Source organism: Streptomyces sp. NPDC018029, from assembly GCF_044327655.1.
In the GTDB taxonomy this organism is placed as follows: Bacteria; Actinomycetota; Actinomycetes; order Streptomycetales; family Streptomycetaceae; genus Streptomyces.
Genome location: NZ_JBIRFV010000019.1, coordinates 1 through 19127, shown reverse-complemented (window position 1 = coordinate 19127; position 19127 = coordinate 1). Strand labels below are relative to the sequence as shown.

Annotated in this window: 23 protein-coding genes; 10 read left to right on the top strand and 13 right to left on the bottom strand. The window is 67.4% G+C overall.

Annotation, left to right across the window (positions count from 1 at the left end):
• Positions 1-109: 109 nt before the first annotated feature.
• The 5 genes from ACH4D5_RS37980 (at position 110) to ACH4D5_RS37960 (ending at position 3497) form a co-directional block, all read left to right on the top strand.
• Positions 110-409 carry a WXG100 family type VII secretion target gene (locus ACH4D5_RS37980; protein ID WP_127910200.1) on the top strand — a complete coding sequence of 100 codons (300 nt, stop codon included), beginning with the start codon at positions 110-112 and terminating at the stop codon, positions 407-409.
• A gap of 113 nt (positions 410-522) precedes the next feature.
• A complete protein-coding gene (locus ACH4D5_RS37975; protein WP_398312534.1) occupies positions 523-834 on the top strand; it encodes a hypothetical protein in 312 nt (103 codons plus the stop codon).
• Positions 834-2207 carry a hypothetical protein gene (locus ACH4D5_RS37970; protein WP_398312531.1) on the top strand — a complete coding sequence of 458 codons (1374 nt, stop codon included), beginning with the start codon at positions 834-836 and terminating at the stop codon, positions 2205-2207. Before ACH4D5_RS37975 ends, ACH4D5_RS37970 begins: the two co-directional genes overlap by 1 nt.
• Positions 2207-2899 carry a hypothetical protein gene (locus ACH4D5_RS37965; RefSeq protein ID WP_398312528.1) on the top strand — a complete coding sequence of 231 codons (693 nt, stop codon included), beginning with the start codon at positions 2207-2209 and terminating at the stop codon, positions 2897-2899. Before ACH4D5_RS37970 ends, ACH4D5_RS37965 begins: the two co-directional genes overlap by 1 nt.
• A 1-nt stretch (position 2900) precedes the next feature.
• Positions 2901-3497, top strand: coding sequence for a hypothetical protein (locus ACH4D5_RS37960; RefSeq protein WP_398312525.1), 597 nt, complete (start codon positions 2901-2903; stop codon positions 3495-3497).
• Positions 3498-3834: 337 nt separating this feature from the next.
• Here the strand turns inward: ACH4D5_RS37960 and ACH4D5_RS37955 are convergent, their stop codons facing one another.
• The 9 genes from ACH4D5_RS37955 to ACH4D5_RS37915 form a co-directional block, all read right to left on the bottom strand.
• Positions 3835-4500, bottom strand: coding sequence for a hypothetical protein (locus ACH4D5_RS37955; RefSeq protein ID WP_398312522.1), 666 nt, complete (start codon positions 4498-4500; stop codon positions 3835-3837).
• Between the two features lie 87 nt (positions 4501-4587).
• Positions 4588-5193, bottom strand: coding sequence for a hypothetical protein (locus ACH4D5_RS37950; RefSeq protein WP_398312519.1), 606 nt, complete (start codon positions 5191-5193; stop codon positions 4588-4590).
• A 120-nt stretch (positions 5194-5313) separates the two neighbouring features.
• Positions 5314-6387: a hypothetical protein gene (locus ACH4D5_RS37945; RefSeq protein ID WP_398312516.1), complete on the bottom strand. Its 1074-nt coding sequence runs from the start codon at positions 6385-6387 to the stop codon at positions 5314-5316.
• 14 nt (positions 6388-6401) lie between these two features.
• A complete protein-coding gene (locus tag ACH4D5_RS37940; RefSeq protein ID WP_398312513.1) occupies positions 6402-7076 on the bottom strand; it encodes a hypothetical protein in 675 nt (224 codons plus the stop codon).
• Between the two features lie 156 nt (positions 7077-7232).
• The gene (locus tag ACH4D5_RS37935; RefSeq protein WP_398312510.1) at positions 7233-7862 is read right to left on the bottom strand and encodes a hypothetical protein; all 630 of its coding nucleotides are present in this window, start codon (positions 7860-7862) and stop codon (positions 7233-7235) included.
• On the bottom strand, positions 7859-8602 hold the full coding sequence (locus ACH4D5_RS37930) for a hypothetical protein (RefSeq protein WP_398312507.1): 744 nt from the start codon (positions 8600-8602) through the stop codon (positions 7859-7861). The genes ACH4D5_RS37935 and ACH4D5_RS37930 overlap by 4 nt, the downstream gene beginning before the upstream one ends.
• Positions 8592-9017: a hypothetical protein gene (locus ACH4D5_RS37925; RefSeq protein WP_398312504.1), complete on the bottom strand. Its 426-nt coding sequence runs from the start codon at positions 9015-9017 to the stop codon at positions 8592-8594. The genes ACH4D5_RS37930 and ACH4D5_RS37925 overlap by 11 nt, the downstream gene beginning before the upstream one ends.
• A gap of 13 nt (positions 9018-9030) precedes the next feature.
• Positions 9031-10386, bottom strand: coding sequence for a putative T7SS-secreted protein (locus ACH4D5_RS37920; protein ID WP_398312502.1), 1356 nt, complete (start codon positions 10384-10386; stop codon positions 9031-9033).
• Between the two features lie 69 nt (positions 10387-10455).
• Positions 10456-10752 (bottom strand): hypothetical protein, encoded by a 297-nt coding sequence (locus tag ACH4D5_RS37915; protein WP_398312500.1) that lies wholly within the window; start codon positions 10750-10752, stop codon positions 10456-10458.
• 249 nt (positions 10753-11001) lie between these two features.
• On the opposite strand from ACH4D5_RS37915, the gene ACH4D5_RS37910 reads away from it, so the two are divergent.
• The gene (locus ACH4D5_RS37910) at positions 11002-11523 is read left to right on the top strand and encodes a hypothetical protein (protein ID WP_398312497.1); all 522 of its coding nucleotides are present in this window, start codon (positions 11002-11004) and stop codon (positions 11521-11523) included.
• Positions 11524-11818: 295 nt separating this feature from the next.
• Here the strand turns inward: ACH4D5_RS37910 and ACH4D5_RS37905 are convergent, their stop codons facing one another.
• From ACH4D5_RS37905 to ACH4D5_RS37890, 4 genes are all read right to left on the bottom strand, one after another.
• Positions 11819-12715: a hypothetical protein gene (locus ACH4D5_RS37905; protein WP_398312494.1), complete on the bottom strand. Its 897-nt coding sequence runs from the start codon at positions 12713-12715 to the stop codon at positions 11819-11821.
• On the bottom strand, positions 12715-13362 hold the full coding sequence (locus ACH4D5_RS37900; protein WP_398312491.1) for a hypothetical protein: 648 nt from the start codon (positions 13360-13362) through the stop codon (positions 12715-12717). Before ACH4D5_RS37900 ends, ACH4D5_RS37905 begins: the two co-directional genes overlap by 1 nt.
• A 62-nt stretch (positions 13363-13424) precedes the next feature.
• A complete protein-coding gene (locus ACH4D5_RS37895) occupies positions 13425-14627 on the bottom strand; it encodes an enoyl-CoA hydratase/isomerase family protein (protein WP_398312488.1) in 1203 nt (400 codons plus the stop codon).
• A 248-nt stretch (positions 14628-14875) separates the two neighbouring features.
• Positions 14876-15793 (bottom strand): hypothetical protein, encoded by a 918-nt coding sequence (locus ACH4D5_RS37890; protein WP_398312485.1) that lies wholly within the window; start codon positions 15791-15793, stop codon positions 14876-14878.
• 190 nt (positions 15794-15983) lie between these two features.
• On the opposite strand from ACH4D5_RS37890, the gene ACH4D5_RS37885 reads away from it, so the two are divergent.
• The 4 genes from ACH4D5_RS37885 (at position 15984) to ACH4D5_RS37870 (ending at position 18975) form a co-directional block, all read left to right on the top strand.
• A complete protein-coding gene (locus ACH4D5_RS37885; protein WP_398312482.1) occupies positions 15984-16508 on the top strand; it encodes a DinB family protein in 525 nt (174 codons plus the stop codon).
• Positions 16509-16565: 57 nt separating this feature from the next.
• Positions 16566-17207 carry a hypothetical protein gene (locus ACH4D5_RS37880; protein WP_398312479.1) on the top strand — a complete coding sequence of 214 codons (642 nt, stop codon included), beginning with the start codon at positions 16566-16568 and terminating at the stop codon, positions 17205-17207.
• Positions 17208-17249: 42 nt separating this feature from the next.
• Positions 17250-17696 (top strand): SUKH-3 domain-containing protein, encoded by a 447-nt coding sequence (locus ACH4D5_RS37875; RefSeq protein WP_398312477.1) that lies wholly within the window; start codon positions 17250-17252, stop codon positions 17694-17696.
• 151 nt (positions 17697-17847) lie between these two features.
• The gene (locus ACH4D5_RS37870) at positions 17848-18975 is read left to right on the top strand and encodes a barstar family protein (protein ID WP_398312475.1); all 1128 of its coding nucleotides are present in this window, start codon (positions 17848-17850) and stop codon (positions 18973-18975) included.
• Positions 18976-19127 lie beyond the last annotated feature (152 nt).

The following is a 19127-nucleotide window of genomic DNA, read 5'->3' as shown; positions in this document are numbered from 1 at the left end:
CCCGGCAACCTCACCCGTAAGCTGCTGGCGCACGAGCGGAAGATCGCACCATCCGCAAAGAGGAGCCACGGGGGTTGGCCCTGCGGCGAGTTGATAGGGAGAGAGCCTCATGGCCAAGGACCTTGATGTCACATATCAGGACATGCGTGACGCGGCGAAGCACGTCGTCAAGGAGAAGGACAAGCTCAACGAGAAGCTGGACGGCCTGAAGAAGTACATCAAGAACCTCGTCGAGACGGGCTTCGTCACGAAGAGCGCCTCGAAGGCGTTCGACGAGAACTTCGACGACTTCGTCGAGGGCGCGAAGAAGACCCTCGAGGGCCTGGACGGCATGGGCGACTACCTGACGAACGCCGCCGACAAGTACGAGCAGATCGACGACGAGCTGGGGCGGGCTGCGCGGAAGTAGGCGGCCGGCTCGGCTTGTGTGCGTCTGGAGCGGGGTGACGGGGGGTATCGCCGTCACCCCGCTCTCGTTGCATCTCAGGGGTGCGGGACATCACGACGTGACTGGGGGTGCCGATGGGCGAGTACGCGAAGATCGACGACCTGAATGTCATCCGGGAGATGGGCATCGGTCTCGGGAGGATCAAGGAGGCGTTCGACGGGCTCGGGAAGCTGAAGGGCCAGTACGAGGACGACTTCGGGGAGCACGACCTGGCCTGGCAGTTCGGGGACTTCGTCGAGAACTGGGAGAGTCACCGTGAGGAGCTCGGCGAAGAGGTCAAGCGGCTCGGTGAGATAGCGAAGACCGCCGCGAAGACGTACGAAACGATCGACAGCGAACTGGCCAAGGCCCTCCGTGAGGCCGACAAGAAAAAGAAGAGGGCCTGATGGCGAGCGCCCGCCCCCGGGACTGGCAGCCGCTGGCCGATCAGGACCCGGTCCCCGGCGACCCCGAGCGCCTGGAACAGCTGGGTCGCAAGCTCCGTAAGACGGCCGACGAACTCGAACGACAGGTGCGGCACCTCAAAGCGGCGTCCGAGGTGGAATCCTGGGACAGCGACGCGGGCAAGGAGTTCCGCGAGAAGGCGAAGAAGTGCCGCGGGCGCCTGGAGGCCGCGCACAAGCGCTACGAGACGGTGGCCGACGCGGTCGGCGACCGGATCGTGGACCACGGTTCCGACTACGAGTCGAACGCCTCGGCACAGCCCGGCAATTACGCCACAGAACTCCAGCGGGCCCAGCGGATCGCCGAGATCGCCCGGAAGGAAGCGCAGGAGGCCGAGGCCGACAAGAGCGCCGCCCAGAAGGGACTGGACTCCCTGCCCGGGAATTCGGGAGGGGGCGACGGATCCAAGAAGGACGCCGGCAAGGACCGCAAGGAAAAGCTGGAGGACCGGGCGGACGCCGCCGGGAAGTCCTTGGAGGCGGCCCGGGAGAAACTGCGCAAGGCACAGAGCATCCGCGACACGGCGGCGCGTCTGGCGCGCGAGGCGATCGACGAGGTCATCTCTGACGACGCACTCAAGGACGGCTTCTGGGACGACTTCGCGGATTTCGTGGAGTGGGCGGCGGGCTGGACGGAAGACATCTCGAAGTACGCGGGGCTCGCGGCGCTGGCCGTCGGCTGGATCCCCGTCATCGGTCAAGGGATGGCGGGCCTCTTGGGGGCCATCTCCATGGCGGCGACGTTGATCAATATTGCTTGCACGGCGGTGCAGGTCGCCATGGGGGACGAGTCGTGGACGGATCTCGCCACCGCTGCGGTGGGGTTGCTCATGATGGGCGCGGGCAAGGCGATGTCCAAGATCAGCGGCCGCTACGCCAAGGGCCTGTTGGACCGTATGAGGGCCGCCAAGGGTGGCAAGCAGACCCCTCGGCAGAACAAGCGCAATCGCCACAAGTTCAACCGCGATGTGGGCCACGTCAAGGGTTTCCAGCAGGGTGACATCGCGAAGTCGATCCGGGAGCCGGTCACCGAAGTCTTCAAGGGCTCCACGTGGACAGACGCTTTCAAGGGCGGTTTCCGCGAATCGGCGCAGGTGCTGCGCGACCGCGGTAACGGAAGCGTGATCAGAGGAGGGGTCAAGTCCATGTCCCTGGCGGATGCATCCGTTGCCTCGGACCTCAAGGAGTTGAAGCACCTCGGCAAGAGTCTGGGTGACGGATACGCGGTCAACAAACTGTCGCTTCGAGCGACGGCATTGAACGCTGCCGGCAGCGGAATCACTGCTGGTGGTCTACTTATCGATGAGGTGAGCTGATGGAGCGAGACCAGCAGGAATCAATGGGGAGTACGAACGACGTCGAGGAAGATTACATCGTCGATTTTGATTTCGACGACGGCTGGCTCCCTCTGACACTTCACGAAGGTACTCGGGAAGCGGCCCGACAGATGGCGGCAGGCCTTGTGGAGCAGTTCAATCCATTGAAGCTCGGAGTCGGTAAGTCCGACCTGCAGGCCGAGCTGGAGAACCTCGCTCTGACAGCGTTCGAGGCCGGACCGGTGCTGACAACGGTCGCCTACACGGAGGCCGGGATTCTGCTCGCGGACCTGTCGGTCTTCGCATACGGAGAGGACGACGTGCAGCGGCCTTCACCGCAGGAGTATCTGCCCCAGTTGATGAAGTGGTCCTATGCGCAGGTGAAGGGCGAGGCGCAGGTGTCCGACGTCCAATTGCCGATCGGATCCGCGGTCCGTGTGCAGGCGGTGCTGGCCGAAGGGCGGCGCTTCGGCTGGGGCAAGAAACTCAGCGAGGCCCTCCGATACGGGGTCTGGCCGGATGGCCAGGAGGAGATCCTGGTGGTCGAGGCGAGGTGGGCGAACTTTGAGCGGACAGACGAGCTGACGGATGCCGTCGACCGCCTCATGCCCACCATGCGCCTGCTGCCGGTCCCCGCGGAACTCGCGGAACCCGCCCCGGACGGCGCCTCCGGCTCAACCAGCGAGACCTGACATGCCCCTGAAGACGGAATGGGACACCCCTCCCAGCGACTACACGATCCTCGTCCCCGCCGGCTGGTTCCAACTGCATCTCGACCCCGAAGAGCGCGACCGCGGTATCACCGCGCTGGCCGACCGCCAGTTCGCCGGCATCGACAACGCCCCTGTGCTCAAAGAGCGACTGATGCGCGACCTGCAGAAGCAGGCCAAGGCGGCGCACAGCCAGGGTGGCCTCGAGCTGTACATCTCGCTGCTGACCGTCGATGGTCTGCCGCTGGCGTCCTCGCTGCTGGTGAGCCTGCTGCCGGACGGTTGGCCGGGCTGCACCACGGCGTACGACCTGGCCCGTCGGCTGGCGGACACCGGCCGCCCCGCGGAGGTGCGGAGGCTGGAGGCCGGGGGCGACGCCGTACGGACCGAGAAGACCGAGGCTCCCGACCCTGAGCGCCAGATGGGCAACACCCTCGCGACGACCACCGTGGCGTACCACGTACCCGTCCCCGCGAGTAAGCAGTGGCTGACCCTCACCTTCTCCACCCCGATGGAAGGCCTGGCGCCAAAGATGGTGGAACTCTTCGACATGGTGGCCGGGACGCTGCACTGGGAATAGAGGGGGAGGGTCTGCGCGACGCCCCCCTGCGCTCGGCCGCTCGGCTCCGCTCCGGTTACCGGTTGACCGACTGGACTTCCTCGACGGTGATGTTCTGGGTGGTGCCGAAGCTGCCGTTGGGGAGTGTGCCGCCGGGTACGCCTGTCCCCTCCCAGGTGACCTCCCACGTGAGGGTCGCCTTCAGGTCGTACGCCCCGTTGCCGGAGGAGCGCAGATACGGGTCAAGTCGCCCTATTTTGGCGGTTTGTCATCGTGCTGTGACTCCTGCGGGTAGGGGGACGACGGCTGCGGCTGAGGGAATGGCGCCAAGCAAGCGTGACAACGGCGGAGTACGACGTCAGGTGCTGGCCCGAGGTTGTCGAATCGCGTGCATATGGAGTTCGCTGCGGAACTCCTCCGTCGTGAGCCGGATCCAGGACGCGTCACGGAACTTCAGCAGCAGCAACTGGGAGCGGAACTCCCCGTGGAACGGGTCGACGAGCTCTGCTGCCCCGGCGGGCAGGCGGGCGACGATCTCCATGTGCTTCTCCCGCCCCACCGAGACGCGGCGCGGCGGGGCAGCCAGAACGATCTCGTCCTGAGTCGCGACGACGAAACGCTGGTGGTGAGAGGAATGGCTGTACCAGCGCAGCAGGAACTGCCCCGCCTCCCCGCTCCAGTTGCCGTCGAAAACGCGGTCGAGCCCCTGCTTGTCGACGAGTATCTTGAGCCGCGCCTCGTCCTCACGCGCTCGCCGATTCTCGCCTCCGTTGTTCTCGAACAAGAACTCCCGGAGACGGTCCAGCAGGGACAGCAGGCTGACGAACGGCAGGAGAGGTACGGCCAGCGCCGTGCCGAGCATGCCCAACGGAGGCATGGCCGCCGGGCGCAGCCGCGGCTCACCGGCTGCCCGGAGCACCTCGGCCGGAGGATCGGGGACCTCGTCGATCGTGCACCATCCCGCCGCTTCGGCCCGGATGCCGAGGCGTTGGGTGATCATGCGCTGGTCGCCCCTGGATGTCACGTCAGGACTCTCCTCTTAGTGCCGCTGGAGCTCATTGATCGCCGCGCCCGCGTGCCCGGCCGGGCGTGGTGGATTCAAGCCCTTGTTTCAGGTGTCGAGATTGACGAACAGGCTTCTGGCGAATGCGTCGAACTCGTCGATGTTCGAGGTGATCCAGCCGATGTCCTCGCCGACGGTCCGTACGATCACGTCGATGCCGAGGGATTCAATGCGCCAGGCGTAGTTCACCGAGACGCACATGGACTCCGCCTTGGCGGCGACGAAGTAACGGATGGAGCGTTTGCCTCGGCCCAGACGCTCGGTGTCGAAGTCGACCACCTCGGGGTCCTGTACGGCCCCGGGCTCCTTCTTCTGGACGAGCTCGTCCAGCGTCGCGTCGACGTCACCCTCGCTCGGGCCCGCGTGTACGAGGAAGGTGAGGAACTCCCGGCGCGGGTCGGGGACGTAGAGGAAGACCTGATGCACCGGGACCGTCCGGGGGAGCTGCTCCGCCACGGAGTCCAGCTCGAACGCCAGCATTTTGATCTGCTTCTTGTCGGCCGTTTCGTCGTCGACGAGCGCCCAGAGCAGTTCCGAGGTGCGGCGGGCCCACTTCTTGCGCTCCCGGGCGGCGCCACGTCCTTCGCCGAGGATGGGCATCGCGAGCCAGACGGTGGCGTCGCTGTCCGTGTCGAGGGAGAAGGTGACGTTCACTCGGTCCTCCAGCGGAACGTAGTCATCACCGCGCCGAGGTCCTTCTTGATCGTATAGAGGTAATCGAAATCCACCCCGAGGTCGGTCATGCTTGCCTCCGCACGTCTCTGTCGCCGGCCGTCATCGGTTGATCGATTGCACTTCCTCGACGGTGACGTCCTGGACCGCCTCGATCTTCCCGTCGGGCATGCCCACCGCGGCGTCCTGGCCCGTGCCCGTCCAGCTGATCTCCCACGTGAGGGAGGCCTTCAGGGGGAACGTGGCGCCGCCCGACGAGCGGCCGTAGACGATGCCGCAGGGCGGGGTCTCCTTCGCCTTGCCCTTCGCGTACGGCTCGCCGATCTTGCCGTCGACGATGGGGCATTCGCCGTTGGCGGGGAGAGTGGTCGCGTCCTCGGTGCCGGGGTCGAGGGTGAGCGACCTGGGCCTGGCGGTCGTCGTCGCCTCGATGTTGAAACCGGGGACGTTGATGGCCGCGGTCGCCTTCACCTCGTCGAACTCGGCCTTGTCGAGCCACGCCCACGTGGGCAGCTTGACCTTGGTGGTGCCGTCGGGCGCGAGGGTGACCTTGGTCTTCGGGAGCTCCATGTGCTGGTAGGCGAGGGCCGCGAGGATCTCCGGGGAGATGGCCTCCTCGTACTGGGGCGGCGGAGCTTCGCCGTTCTCGACCCAGAACGGGATGTCACTGCACGACGTCCGTTTCAGGATGTCCGGCTCGTCGGGGTTCTCGACGGCCGCCCAGAACATCCCCTCGCCGTCCTTGTCGACGTTGTAGTCCTTGTAGCCGGGAGTGTCCGTCCAGCCGTAGTCGTCCTCGTAGTGCCGCTGGAGCTCATTGATCGCCGCGCCCGCGTGCCCGGACATTCCGGGCGCGCTCGCGGCGTCCTTGAGCTCCTTGGACATCTTCTTCTTGAATTCCTTGGCGCCGTAGGTCGGGGCGTACCAGCAGGGGGGCGGGTTCCAGTTGACGTCGGCCGAGGCGACGTTGCCGCTGCCGCCGCCCTTGGCGACTGCTCCGGAGTACTGGACTTTCGCGGCGGCGTAGATGCCGTTTCCGGACTTGTCGCTGCCGCCTTGCTGTTCAGTGTTGCTGCCACCGCCGTTGCTGGCGGGTTCCGCCGCGTATGCCGGTTCGGCGAGGGTGATGGTGCCGATTGCGAGTGTCAGGGCGGTGGCACCGGTCCAGAAGGTCATGAGCCGTGGTCTGTTCACTGGCATTTCCTGGCCTTCGTCTCGACGAACACCTTGGTGGCCTGCCACAAGTCGTCGCCCGTAGGGAATTTGGTCATCACGATCTTGAAGTGGTCGTAGTCCGCGATGCTGGGCTTGCTCTTCAGGACCTTTCCGGTCTTGATCTCTTTGCCGTAGAACTTGCTCGAGTCCACGCAGAACGCGACCTCTACCGACTTGCCGTTCGGAGCTGACCGCGTGGTGGCCTGGTAATGGCGTCGGGTGCCGGTGGCCGTCCAGCCGCCGTCGAGCCTGCTGTCGATCTGGACCTTGGCGTAGTGGAGGCCGTCGCCGGTGGAATAGGCGGTGACCGCCGCGTCCTTCGACGTGCGCTTGTCGACGCCCCGATAAATGGCACGCATGAAGTTCGCGGCGTCATTCATCGCCGCCGCCTCGTTCTTGTTCTCCGGCTTGTCCCAGTCGAAGACGAGGTTCATGCTCTTCGGCAGCGAGACGTCCACGCCGTCCGGTTTGTCGGCGGCGGGGGCTCCCGACGGGTCCGCCGACTTCTTCGGCTTGGCCGAGTTCACGTCGGCTCCGGCGATCTTGTCCTTGTCCTTCGAGTCACCGTCGTCTCCGCTGCCGCATGCCGTCAGGAGCAGGGCTGCGGTCGCGGCGAGCGCGGCGGTGACGGGCATGGTGCGGCGGTTCACGGTCGGCTCCCGGTGGGGCGAGGGGTGTCTCCAGCGTGCCGACGTTAACCGTGGGGTTGCTCGTCCCGCCAGGGTGGATAGCGGGGCAAGTCACCGCATCCTGGCCGACTGTCACCGTGTCGTGACGCACGGGGGACGCACAGCACCCTGAGGGCCTCAGGGTGCCCAGACCCCCAGCGACCGTGCGAGCGTTTCCAGATCCTCCGCCGCGCGCATGACGTGGGCGATGTCCTCCGACGCCGTCCAGATCACGACGTCCGCCGCGTGGTCCTCGACCTGCCATGCGTAACGGACACAGGCCAGGAGGTGCGGGGAGCCCTCCTGGGGGACGTAGCGGAAGGTGGTCAGCCCTTTGCCGAGTTTGTCGGACTTGATGGGCTTGACGACCGGGGGCTCGACGGCGCTCTCGTCGTCCGCCTCGGTGAGGGCGCGGAGGGTTTCCTCGCGGGGGCCCGACGCGGGGCCGATGGCGGCGAGGACCGGGAGCGGCACGTCCGTCGGGTGGTCCAGGTGGAGGAAGACCCAGTGGTCCGAGCCGGGCGGGGCCATGGCCTCGGCGGTGCGCTGCAGGGTGCCGGCGACGAAGTCGACGCCGTTGGGGCCGGGGTCGAGATCGTGGTCCTCCCACAACTCCTCGGCGATCTCCCGGGCCCAGGCGCCGATGTCGTCCCACATCTCCGAAGGAGCGCCCAGGCCCGCTCGCGGCGGGACGAGGATCCAGGCGTCGGCATCGATGTCCTCGATGTCGATGATGCTCCAGAAGTACTTTTTCGCTTCAGTGGTCATCCCGAATCCCGGCTCCAGCGGAAGTTGGCCATCACGGCGTCGAACCATTCGACGAGGACCTCGGCCAGTTCGTCCCGGGGGTCCCCGCCGCCGACCGTCGAGAACGCGGCGACGAACCAGCGGTCCGGATCGTCCGGCACGGACAGGATGTACTCGACGCGCCGTGAGGCGAGTTCGGCGCCCTTGCCCAGGGCTGCGTCAGCCACGTGCTCGCGGCGTACTGCCAGCGCACCGTCGATCTCGCCCGAGCTCAGATCGGCGTCCTCGACACCGTCCCGGGACAGCAACTGCACCGCCACCTCGGTCGGTTCGGACACGGCCGCGCGCTGTCCGGGGCGCCGGGGCACGACGGACTCCGACACCAGGATCGAAGCGCCGACGGTGAAGTCGCCCATGGGCTTCACCGGCAGGTACAGATCCAGGGCCTTGCTCTGCTGGGCCTCTGCGACGGACGCGCGGAAACGACGTTCCAACTCGCGCTTGTACGGTCCGACCTTGTCCCGTGGGGCGTCGGCGGGTATGCGGGAGTAGGCCTCGTCCAGGATGCGGCGGACGGCGTCCTCCGTCCCCTGACGCAGGGGGACCTGAGCCCATTCCGACGGCAGGAGGATGCGGTAGCCGGTGACCGGCGCCTCCTCCGCAGCATCGGTGCCGGTGCCGGTGCCGGTCTTTGTGCCGGTGCGGGTGTCGGCGTTCGTGGTGTCCGGCTCCGTGGACGGCTCGGACTGGTCAGACAGCACGTGCTTGTTCCTTGCGGTTGAGATGCCACATACCGGCCAGACCGGCGAGGGACGCGGCGACGGCGATCCAGAGCACCCAGACGCCCTGGGCCAGGGCGAAGGCCAAGGCGTAGAGCAGGTAGAAGACGAGCGCGATGCGCACGAGCGAGCGCTCGCCCGACAGTTCCTTCCAGTCCTCTGGGCGGCGCGCCCACCAGATCAGCAGGCCCGGCGTGAGCGAGCACAGCGACCACTCCCACGTCGCCCACGGGACCAGCTCCTCGTCGAAGAAGTCCTTGGTCGCGGGCGTGGCGAACATGCGGAGAAGGGCCAGGACGAAGATCCACCTGAAGGCGACGACGCCGAATGCCAGGCGCCGGGCCTGTCGGTCCGACCATGCTCCGGACTCGGCCGGCGGTTGCTTCTTTTCGGTCATCAACGTGCTTCTCTCACCATCGCGACGTCCCCGGCAGCGGCGTCGTCATACGGTCCTTCATCCTGCCGTACTCGCCGTCGGAGACCGCGTCGCCGCCCTTGTCGGCGGCATCGAGGCCGGTGCCGACCGCCCACGAGCCCCGGAGCGCGTCCTTCTGGCGTGCGGCCTCGCGGGCGTTGTCGGCCAGCTTGGTGTTGTCCGGGTAGGTGTCACGCCACTTGTTGATGTCCTTCATCTGCTTGCCGAGCTGGGCGTCGCCGAGCATGCTCGCCTTCTCCTGCGCGGTGATCTGGGGCATCTCGGCATCGCGTACCTCGTCGCCCGCCTTCTTGCCGGCCGTGCGGTTCTTCTGCTCCATCTTGAGGCGGCGGGCCCGGTTCCGCTGGCGGTCGCCGCCCGACCTGCCGCCGCCCTTCTTCTCACCCTTGGCCGCGTTCTTCATGGCGTTCTTGCGGGTCGCGGCCGCGCTGGACTGGGCGCCCTCCTTGGCCACTCCGGCAGCGGTTTTCCGGGAGCTCTGCTGCAACGCCTTGATGGCCTTGGCGGCCTTCACGCCGTTGCGCGCCATCTTGAGCGCGCCGATGTCCATGACGACGTCGAACCATGATCCATTGCCTGTCGCCGCCATCAGCAGGTGGGCGGCGGCCACGACGATGGTGAGAGCGAGCGCGATGACGCCGAGCGCCGGGAAGAACATGGCGGCGATGCCGACGACCGTGGCGAGCCAGCTGAGCTTGTCCGCCCAGTCACCGATCCAGTCGGCGTCGGCGACCCAGGCCTTGAAGTCGTTCCACCAACTGTCCTTCATGTCGTCGTCGATGGATTTGCGTATCTTGCCCGCGTAGTGGCTCGCGCGCTCGTCGTAGTCCCCGGCCGCGGAGTTGAGCCGCCCGCGGGCATCCTCCAAGTCCTCCTTGGCCTTTTTCAGCGCCGGGTCCTCGGTGTCCGAGCCCTTGTCGCCCTTCTTGTCCTTGTCGTCGCCGTCCTTGTCCTTCTTGTCGGAGTCGGGCTTGTTCTCGTGGGCGTCGATGACGCGCTTGGCTTCCTTGGCGTCGTCGAGCGCCTTGTCGGCCCGCTTCTGGAATCCTTCGAGATCCTCTGCCCAGCCGGAGAGGTGGCCCTTGACCTCGCGATAGCGGTCCTCGGCTTCGTCGAGCTTGCGGCCGAGGGCGCGGGAGTCCTCGCCCAGCTTCTCCGCATACTTGCCCTTGAGGTTGTCCGCGTCCGCCATCGCGTTGAGCGCCTCGGCCTGAGTGCGCAGGTACTCGGCGATCTTCTTCATGTGCTTGACCTGCTCGCGCACCGCCACGGGGTCACCCGGCACGGGGTCGCTCTCGCGCAGCGGTTGCCAGTCCTTGGGCCTAGCCATTTCTTTCTCCCCCGAATGCGATAAAGCCTGTCCGTGCAGTGCCCAGTGCGCAGTGCACACTGCGCGGCGCTACTTCTCTTTCTTCTTGCCCGACTTCGACAACTGGTCTTCCAGCTTCTTGAACGCGTCCCGCGTGTTCTCGACCATCTTTCCGACCTCGCCGAGAGATTCGAGAAGGCGTTTGCGGTTCTTGTCCCAGTTGTCGACGAAGTCGCCCATCGCATCCTTGATGTCGGATGCGCCGACCGCCGACTTGATGTCGTCCTTCCATTCGCCGAGGTTCTTGAACTCGGTCTCGATGGCGCTCAGTTGGCTCGCCGACTTGTTGAGCAACTGAAAGTCGACGACCAGGTCGGATCCGGACATGTCTCCCCGTTCTCGCTGTCCCGCCGCGCTTGCCGTTCTTGCCACGCTTGCCGTACGTGCCGCGCTTGCCGGATTTGTGTCGCATCTCGGCCGCGCTGGCGCAATCCATACGGTACTTAAGTGGGCTGCCGCATGGCACGGGGCACTACTTTGCCATGATCATGCACCCGTTTCGGGGCCCGTTCTGTGGATGTCCTGGGGAAGTAAGGGGGCCCCGGAGCCGGTCGCGCTCTTCCCTAAGGTGGTGGCATGTTCATCTCGCACCGCGCTCTCGACGGCAGTCGCCGGCACCGTCTCGCCGTCGGCACGATGCTCTTCCTGGTGACGCTGATACTCGGGGTCGGGCTGACCTTCGGCGCGTTCGATGACGGCATCGGATGGCTGATGCGGGTGGGGCTCGGGGCGGCGGCGGTGTCGGTCTGGACCGTGGTCTGGTGGTGTGTGCGGTACTGGTACGCGGCGTACTGCGAGGGCCGCCGCGAGGAGCCGGTCCCCGAGCCCGGGTTCTGGCCGTGGCTGCTGCCCTGGGCCGTGCTGGTGACGTGTTTCGCCGTCACCGGGATCCGTGCTCTGTACGCCGGTGACAGCCAGGGCTGGTTCTCGCTCGGCGCTGCTGGGCTCCTCGGCCTGCCCGCGATCGGCGGAGTGGTCGGCCTGCTGTACGGCTTGGTGAGCGATGCGCGGTCCGGGCGGCGGCGTACGGCTGCTCCCGCGAGGGGCGTAGTGGGGGAGGCTGAGCGGCCGCGGAGGGATTGGGGGCCGATTGGTTGAGTGGGGGCGGCGGTCGTCCCCGTGAGGTGAGGCGATGATCCGGGGGTCAGCCTGGAAGGGGGAGGCCCCCGGAGCTGACAATCCGAGGGCCGGCCTGGGACGGGCCGGACCCCGTGTCCGAAAGCCGGTGTCCGCTCTCGGTCGCGACCCGCTACATCCAGCCGCGTCGCCTCGCCTCCACCTCCCCGAGATGGGGCTTCCGGTCCATCAGCCGGGCGCTGCCCAGGTCAGCTGCGCGCTTTCCGTGGGCAGGAAGGGAGACAGGAACGGGGGCAGAAGCCCGAAGTGTGTCGTCTCACAGGTCGCCAGGCGCCGGCTCCGCCGGCCCTCCCGAGTCGTCCATCAGGATCGAGTGGTTCTCGAAGAGGCCCGACCCTGCCTTCACCGGGACACGCGACTCGACCAGCGTGACACCACTGCGCAGGCGGCTGTACGTGGGAGGGTGCGCCGTCTTCGGAAGGTCGGCCATGAAGCGCGTCACCCGGTCCAGCTGCCCCGCGGACAATTCGCTCTCCGTGAGCATGCGGACGGCACCGCCGAGGACCTGGCCCAGCCGCTCGGCATCGTCAGGGTTGCCGACGGCCAGCCGTACCCAGGAACGGTCGGTGAACGTGATCCGCACATCCGCCTGGATCTCACTGAACTTCATACGACGGACTTCGGCGACGGAATCGCGTGCGAACTCGCCCAGCACCTCGGCCTTTCCCAAGCTCCCCCTACGGGTCGCGAGGAAAAGCAGACGGCGGTCCGTCAGAACCAGGTCGGTCGCGCGGTCCTCGGGGCGCCGTTCGGGATCCAGCTGCCAGGGGACGGCCCGGGCGAGGGCCCCGGGCGCGGCCCACATGACGGGGAAGTCGTGCACCTCGTTCTCGGGCTCATCGGGCCTGCCCCGGCCCGCGACCTCCCCCAGAGGGGTACCCGCCGCCCCTCCGAGGTTCGCGATGAGGTTCGCGACCAGCGGGATGCCGACCAGCAGAGCGCGCCCGGTACGGCGGGCCGCCTTGTCGCCCGCGGAACGCAACTCATACGTGGGCCCGGCGGGCCACCCCGCCCGCTCCAACTCATCCTGAATGTCGCGGCGTTCGACGTCCCGGAACCACCGGCATCCGGATACCGCCGGCGCCAGACCAGTGGCGAACCTGACCGACGTACGCAGGAGCAGTCGCTCATCGGCGTTCGGGTACCAGTCCATCAGCGATTTGTCTCTCTCCGCGGGCCTCCGGGGCCATCCTGCTGGCCATCGGAGGAGGCACCCGTGACGAGGGGAAACGTCACCGATCCGACGATGCCCGCTACGGCATGGGTGAATTCCTCCCACTGTTCCATGGATGCCGTATCCAGAGTGAAAACCGCCGTGTACGGGCCGTTCGCGAAGGGGATGTGCACCTGGAACTGGCCCATCACCAGTTCCTCGTCCTCGCCGCTTCGTGTGAATCGTCCGTCAATGACGAGGCGCCGCATGGAGATGGCCGACACGGCGGGGCCGCAGGGCAGGTCGAGCCAGGTCACGTCGTACAGAGGGTTTGTGCCGAGAGCGGCGCGGATTCCCTGGGCCGCCACCTCCTGGTCGACGGAACCGGAGTCCCATACCGACAAAGTGAGGGAGCAGTGCGCGACGCCCCCGTTCTCGATCTCGTACAACCCGATGCCGAAAAAGGCGATGCCGTCGGCCGGCATGCTGTCCGCCGTCTCGCCGTAGAGCGCGCTCAGGGCCTCCCAGAGCGGCTCGTCACCTCTCGGGTAGAGGTCGCGGACGAATTGCCGGACGGCCGCCGCACGTTCACCGGCGTCGAGGGCCACTTCGATCGCGTGCATGCCGTCGGGGAGGTCGAACGTCATGGGTGGCAATGAGGCCGAATCCACTGAGAGGGACGACGCGGTGTCATTCACGGGGTCGTTCCTCAGTTTCCGTAATCGGTGTGCGCGATGGTGTAGCCCTTGTAACCGGTCAAGCCGGACTTGATGGCGGCATCCAAGGCGCGGCCTCCCTTGCTCATGGGGGAGAGCAGTTCGTCGCTCTTGACGAACGGAAGCTTGGAGCCGAGCGTGTTGAGCGTTTTCGTTCCGGCCAGCTGACCGCCCCTGAAGTTCTGCAGACCGCTCTCCGCAGCGAGCCTCAAGCGGCTGCCGCCCTCTCCGACTTTGACGACGGGCGTGGCCTTCAGCGGCCCGAAGAGCTTGTACGTCTTGCCGATGCTCGTCACCCCGCGATAGCCGGAGCCGAGCTGGGAGGCGCGCGCCGCGGCGCTGGTGCCCTTGGCCAGCGCGGCTCCTCCGGTGAGCCCCTTGATGCCGGGCAGGACACCGAGAGCGTCGAACGTCATGGACGTCCAGCTGACGTCCGCCCCGGCGGCCTTGGCCGTCAGGTGCGTCAGCAGTGCCGCGCCGCTGGTCGCCATGGCGCCGACGGCGAAGATGGCGCCGAGAGGCTCGAAAGGGGCCGTGATGATGGCCAGGACACCCAGGGCGTTACTGATCAGGCTCAGCACATCGCCGATTTCCTTGATCATGTCGGCGTGGTCCTTGAACCACTCTCCGGTGGCGTCCCACGCGTCCGCGATTCCCTTGCCCAGCTTGTCCCAGAAGCCGGGCTCATTCGGGGCGATGTCGCCCGCCTTGTCGAGCTCCCTGCTGATCGCCCCGGCGGCTTTCTTGTAGCGGTCCTCCAGGTCGTGGACCTGGTTCGTGACGTGGGTGACGGCCCCGGAGGCCTTCCCGAGTTCCTCGCTCCCCTTGCCCTCCGCCGCCGCCTCGGCCTCCGCCCGTGCCTCGAGCTTCCTGCCCGCGGACTTCTCGAGCCGGTCGGCCTCGTCCTGGAAGTCCGCCAGCTCTTCGGCCCACCGGTGCAGCGCACGCGAGGCCTTTGCGAAGGATTCGTGGCTCCTGCGGATGAGCGGGGTGACGTCCTCGCCGATGTATTCGGTGAAGGCGAGCGCCGCCTTCCCCTTCCAGGCGCCGCACTCGATTCGCTCCAAGTCGCGTACCGCGCCGCCGAGTTCCGATGCGAGGGTGCCGAGCTTTTTCGCGAGAGCGCGGGTGTCCTCGACGTCGCCGGGGGTCGGGTCCCAGCCTATGTGGGGGAATTCGGGTCGCTTGGTGCCCACGCTACTGGCTCTTCTTGTCGGCGGAACTGCGGAACTGCGGAACTGCGGAACTGCGTGCCTTGCCGATGGACACGGGTCACCGGCGCGGGCATGGGGAGGACCTGTTGATCGTCGGCGGTCGACATCGCTCGGACCAAGCCCGAACAGGGCAGTTGGGGAGAGCTTTACGGAGAACAATATGTAACGTGCAACGTTATTTACCGCGACTTGGTGAAGCGGGCTGAGTCGGCGCCGCGTGTGCGCACGTGTCAGGAGGTGAGGTCTTCGGGGTGGTACTTCATCAAGTCGAGCTCCGTGCCGTCCGCGTCCATGACGGTGCTCCGGTCGGATGCCCCGAAGTACGAGGTGACCGAGGTCGTCTTGACGACGCGTATGGCGTAGCAGCCGCAGGCATTCCGCGAAACTAGAGCAGGTCCGGCATCCGGCGCCTGAGCTGCTGCGAAAGCTTCGGCAGTGGCTCGCTGCTCCGACGTGAGCGAGGTGAGTGGGATGAGATTCAGTGGATTGGCCAGGCACCGGGCGAGCACCTGACGAGCGCGGACCGCCAGCCTGCACCACGACCCGTCGGCGAAGACGACCTTCAGATCCGTCCCGTGCTTGAAGTCCCGGGGGACGACCTCGCTGATGTTGGACCGAGGTGTCTCCCAGAGAACTTCGTCGTCAATGAGGTCCAGGTTCTTCTTGTGGACCGGGAGCCCCACGATCACGAGACGTCGATCAGTGACGATCGCGTGCGTGGTGAAGTACTTCTCGTCCATGCGGCCCGGGTCGAGTTCCCACGGGAGGGTGCGGGCAAGGGTGCCGGGGCCGGCCCACATGACGGGGAAGTCCTCGACCTCGTCGGCTCGTTCGTCGGGGGTGTCCGACCCCGCACCGGGGCCACCGTTGCTGCCGAAGCTGCCGCCCTGGGAAGTGAGGACGCCCAGGATGAGGACGCCCACGGTCATCAGGCCGCCCTTGACGACGTTGCGCACGAGCGAGTTGCCGCCCGACCGCACCGTGTAGGTAGGCCCCTCTGGCCAGTCCGGCAGTTCGCCCTGGATGTCGTTCCGCTCGGTGTCCCGGAACCAGCGCATGCCTTTCACGCGCATGGCCTCGCCGGTGGCGAAGGTGACCGGGGCGCGGACGAGAAGAGTTTCGCCCGGGTCGGGCTGCCATAGGTCCATGGTCGTGGGTGTCTTCCTGGGCGCATGTGCGGGTGCCGGTGCTGTGCCCTTCGGGCCGCGTACTACGTCGCCACCGTAGGCGTTCCGGCCCTCCGGCCTTCCAGCGCCTCCTTCGGGCCAGTCGGCCTGACCTGACCGGTGTGCCCCACCCACCAAGACGGCACCGCCCCGCCCCGGCCATGATGGCCCTATGCCCGACAAGCCCCCAGCCCCCACCCCCCGAACCGACCCCCCGCACGCCCCCGCCGACGAACGCACCTCCCTCACCGCCTTCCTCCAGTACCAGCGCGAGACCCTCGCGATGAAGTGCGCGGGGCTGACCGCCGGGCAGCTCAAGGAGCGGGCCGTGCCGCCGTCCGACATGTCGCTGCTCGGGCTGGTGCGGCACCTCGCCGAGGTCGAGCGGAGTTGGTTCCGCAATGTCCTGAGCGGCGAGGCCGCCGGGGCCAACCGGAAGAGCCGCGTACCCGGCGACCCGGCCGACTTCGACGTGGCGGATGCCGATCCCGACGAGGCGTTCGAGCTGTGGCACGCGGAGTGTGCCCGCTCCCGCGCCATCGTGGACGCCTTCGACTCCCTTGATGTCACCGTCGACTTCCGCGACGACACGTACTCGGTGCGTTACGTCCTCACGCACATGATCGAGGAGTACGCCCGCCACAACGGCCACGCCGACCTGCTCAGGGAGCGGATCGACGGAGCCACCGGCGAGTAGCCCCCGTAGGCTGGCGGCCGGAAACAGACGGACCGGGGGACGGGGAGAGTGCCAGCCATGGCCCGCTACACAGCACCGCAGACCATCGCGCGCGGCGGATTCAGCATCAAGGTGCCGGAGACGTGGTGGGAGTTCGACGTGCGGCCCGAGTCGCGTGACGCCGCCATCCGGCAGATGATCAACGACCGCGTCCGGGCCCGCCCGGAGCTGGCCCCGCACCGGGAGACCTTCGAGGCGTTCCTGCGCAAGGCGTCGAAGGACGCCTGGCAGTCCGGCGCGCTGTACTGCGGCTGCATGGCGGAGAGCTTCGGCGGCGATACGCCGGTCACGGGCTCGGTCACCGTCTCCCTGGTCGGCGCCCGCACGCCCAACGGCGACGTGCTCCCCACCGACCCGGACCGCATCGTCGCCCAGCTCGGCGTGCGCGAGGCCAAGCGGGAGGGCGACGCGTGGCGGAAGGTCACGACGGTCGAGATCCCGGGCGTCGGCCTCGCGGCCCGCACGTACGGCATCGAGGACGTCTCCGTGGACGGCGACGACCGTACGATCCGCGTCGTCCTGATGCAGACCTTCATCCCGGTCCCCGGCCAGGAGGGCAAGGTCGCCCTCGTCTCGGGCAGCAGCCAGGTCCTCGGCCTCGCGGACTCCTTCTTCGACATCTTCGACGCGGTGACGTCTACGTTCCGCTTCGTGCCCTGAACCGCTCGGCCCGGTCCCGCCACCGAACAAACCACCACTCCTATGGACACGTCACGAGCAAGCAGGTTGTGGTCCGCGGAGACCGACCGCGTACTGCGGGCGGCCGGCTGGTACCCCGGGCGAACCGTGCCCACGGCCGAGTGGGAGAGAGTCCTGCACGAACACGGCGGCTTCGAGATCCACGAGGCGGCACGGCTCTTCCTCGCCGAATTCGGCGGCCTGGCGTGCGAGGAGCGGGGGCCGGGCAGGACGATGGCCCGCATGGGCTTCCGGCTGGACCCTCTCGCGGCCGAATGGGACGACGAGATCTTCGATGTACTCAGCGAGGAAGCGGGCGCGTATCTGTATCCCGTCGGCGAGGCCGACCGCCGCAACAGCTATCTGGGAATCGCGCCGGACGGCAAGGTCTATATCGGCATGGACAGTGTCACGCTGCTCGCCGATACCGGCGACGAGGCACTGGAGAAACTCATCGAGGGGATCCGCTGAACCGGGTCATTTGTCTCGACGCCGGGGCAGATGTCGACGCGGGAAAGGAGGTTCTGCTGAGTGACCAGCTTCGACATGACAGGGACCTCCGCCCCCCTGGGTCGTCCTCGTACCCACGGGAACACCCGAGGTCCAACGGCAGTTGCGCACCTTGGAGACGACGGGTGGCACCGTGCACCACTTCGACGCCGCCGCACTGCTCACCGAGCAGGAAATCCACCGCGGCTTCGCGAAGTCCTTCCGGTTCCCCGGCTGTTACGGCGGCAACTGGGACGCCCTGGTGGCCCCCCTGTTCGTATCGGTCCTCTGTCAAGGCGCGGACCGTGCGAATTCCGCGGTCGACCTCGACGGCGACCCCCTGGACCGCCCCGCCATCGCCGAGCACTTCGTCTTCGAGTTCAATGAATTCGACCCGGAGAAGATCGCGCTCAGGGTGCGGCAGCCCGACCTGATCGTCACGGTGGGAGACGGGTTCGTGGCGGTGTCTTTCGTGTCAGCGGCGGAGCAACGCCCGGCCGACGGTGACCTCAAGGAGACCCTCATGGACTTCGACTCAGCGCTCTCCGGGTTCCCCGGCGTCGCACCACTCCCCGGTATGGAAGCTGCCTGGCGGTGGTCTCCCAACCCGATGTTCACCTTCACCGCCGCAGCGAGCGCGGACCGTGGGCACTTGCTGCAGGTCAATGTGCGGGGAGCGAACGACGAGGGGCTCGTCCGGGCGGTGCTCGCGTTCGGGCGGGAGCGCAGCCCGGAGTTCGTCGGGGCGGCGGCCCAGTTGACTCTTCTCGAAGGCTTCCGTCACGAAGGCAGCCATTTCGACGCCGTGGGTGTCGCGGCGCCCAAGGTGCACGGTTATCACGCGAACGGGAATCCCGACCTGAACGCGGTCACCTATGCGCTGTTCCCCGCCTTTCGGATCGAGATTTCCGGCAGGGAGACGGAGGAAGAGGCCTGGGGGAGATTCCGCAGAATGCTTCAGCCGACCAAGCTCGACCGGACCCCCGTACCGTTCGTGAAGATGCGCTATGACAACACCAAGACGCGGAGCCACAGCACCGGCGGCGAGCGTGGGTTCGCCCGGTACGCCACGTTCTCGCGTGAACTGGGGCTGCTGGAGGGCGCGGACGGCAGTTACGTCGAGTGGGAGAACCGGCACGGTCAGGTGAGGCGTGCGGAATGGGGCGGCGGTGTCTGCACGGTGACGCTCGACGGTGGAGAGCGGCGTGAGATGACCGTTGCCGAGCTGCAGGAACTGGGCCGGGCCGACGTCCACAGCTGACGCGAGGGGCTTTCGTGGGGGACAGCCACGGCTGGGGCGTGGGGGGGGGGGGGGGGGGCGGGCCCCCCCCCCCCCCCGGGCCGCCGGGGGGGGGGGGGGGCCCCCCCCCCCCGGGGCCTGTGGGGACCCCCCCCCACACACCCGCCGGACAA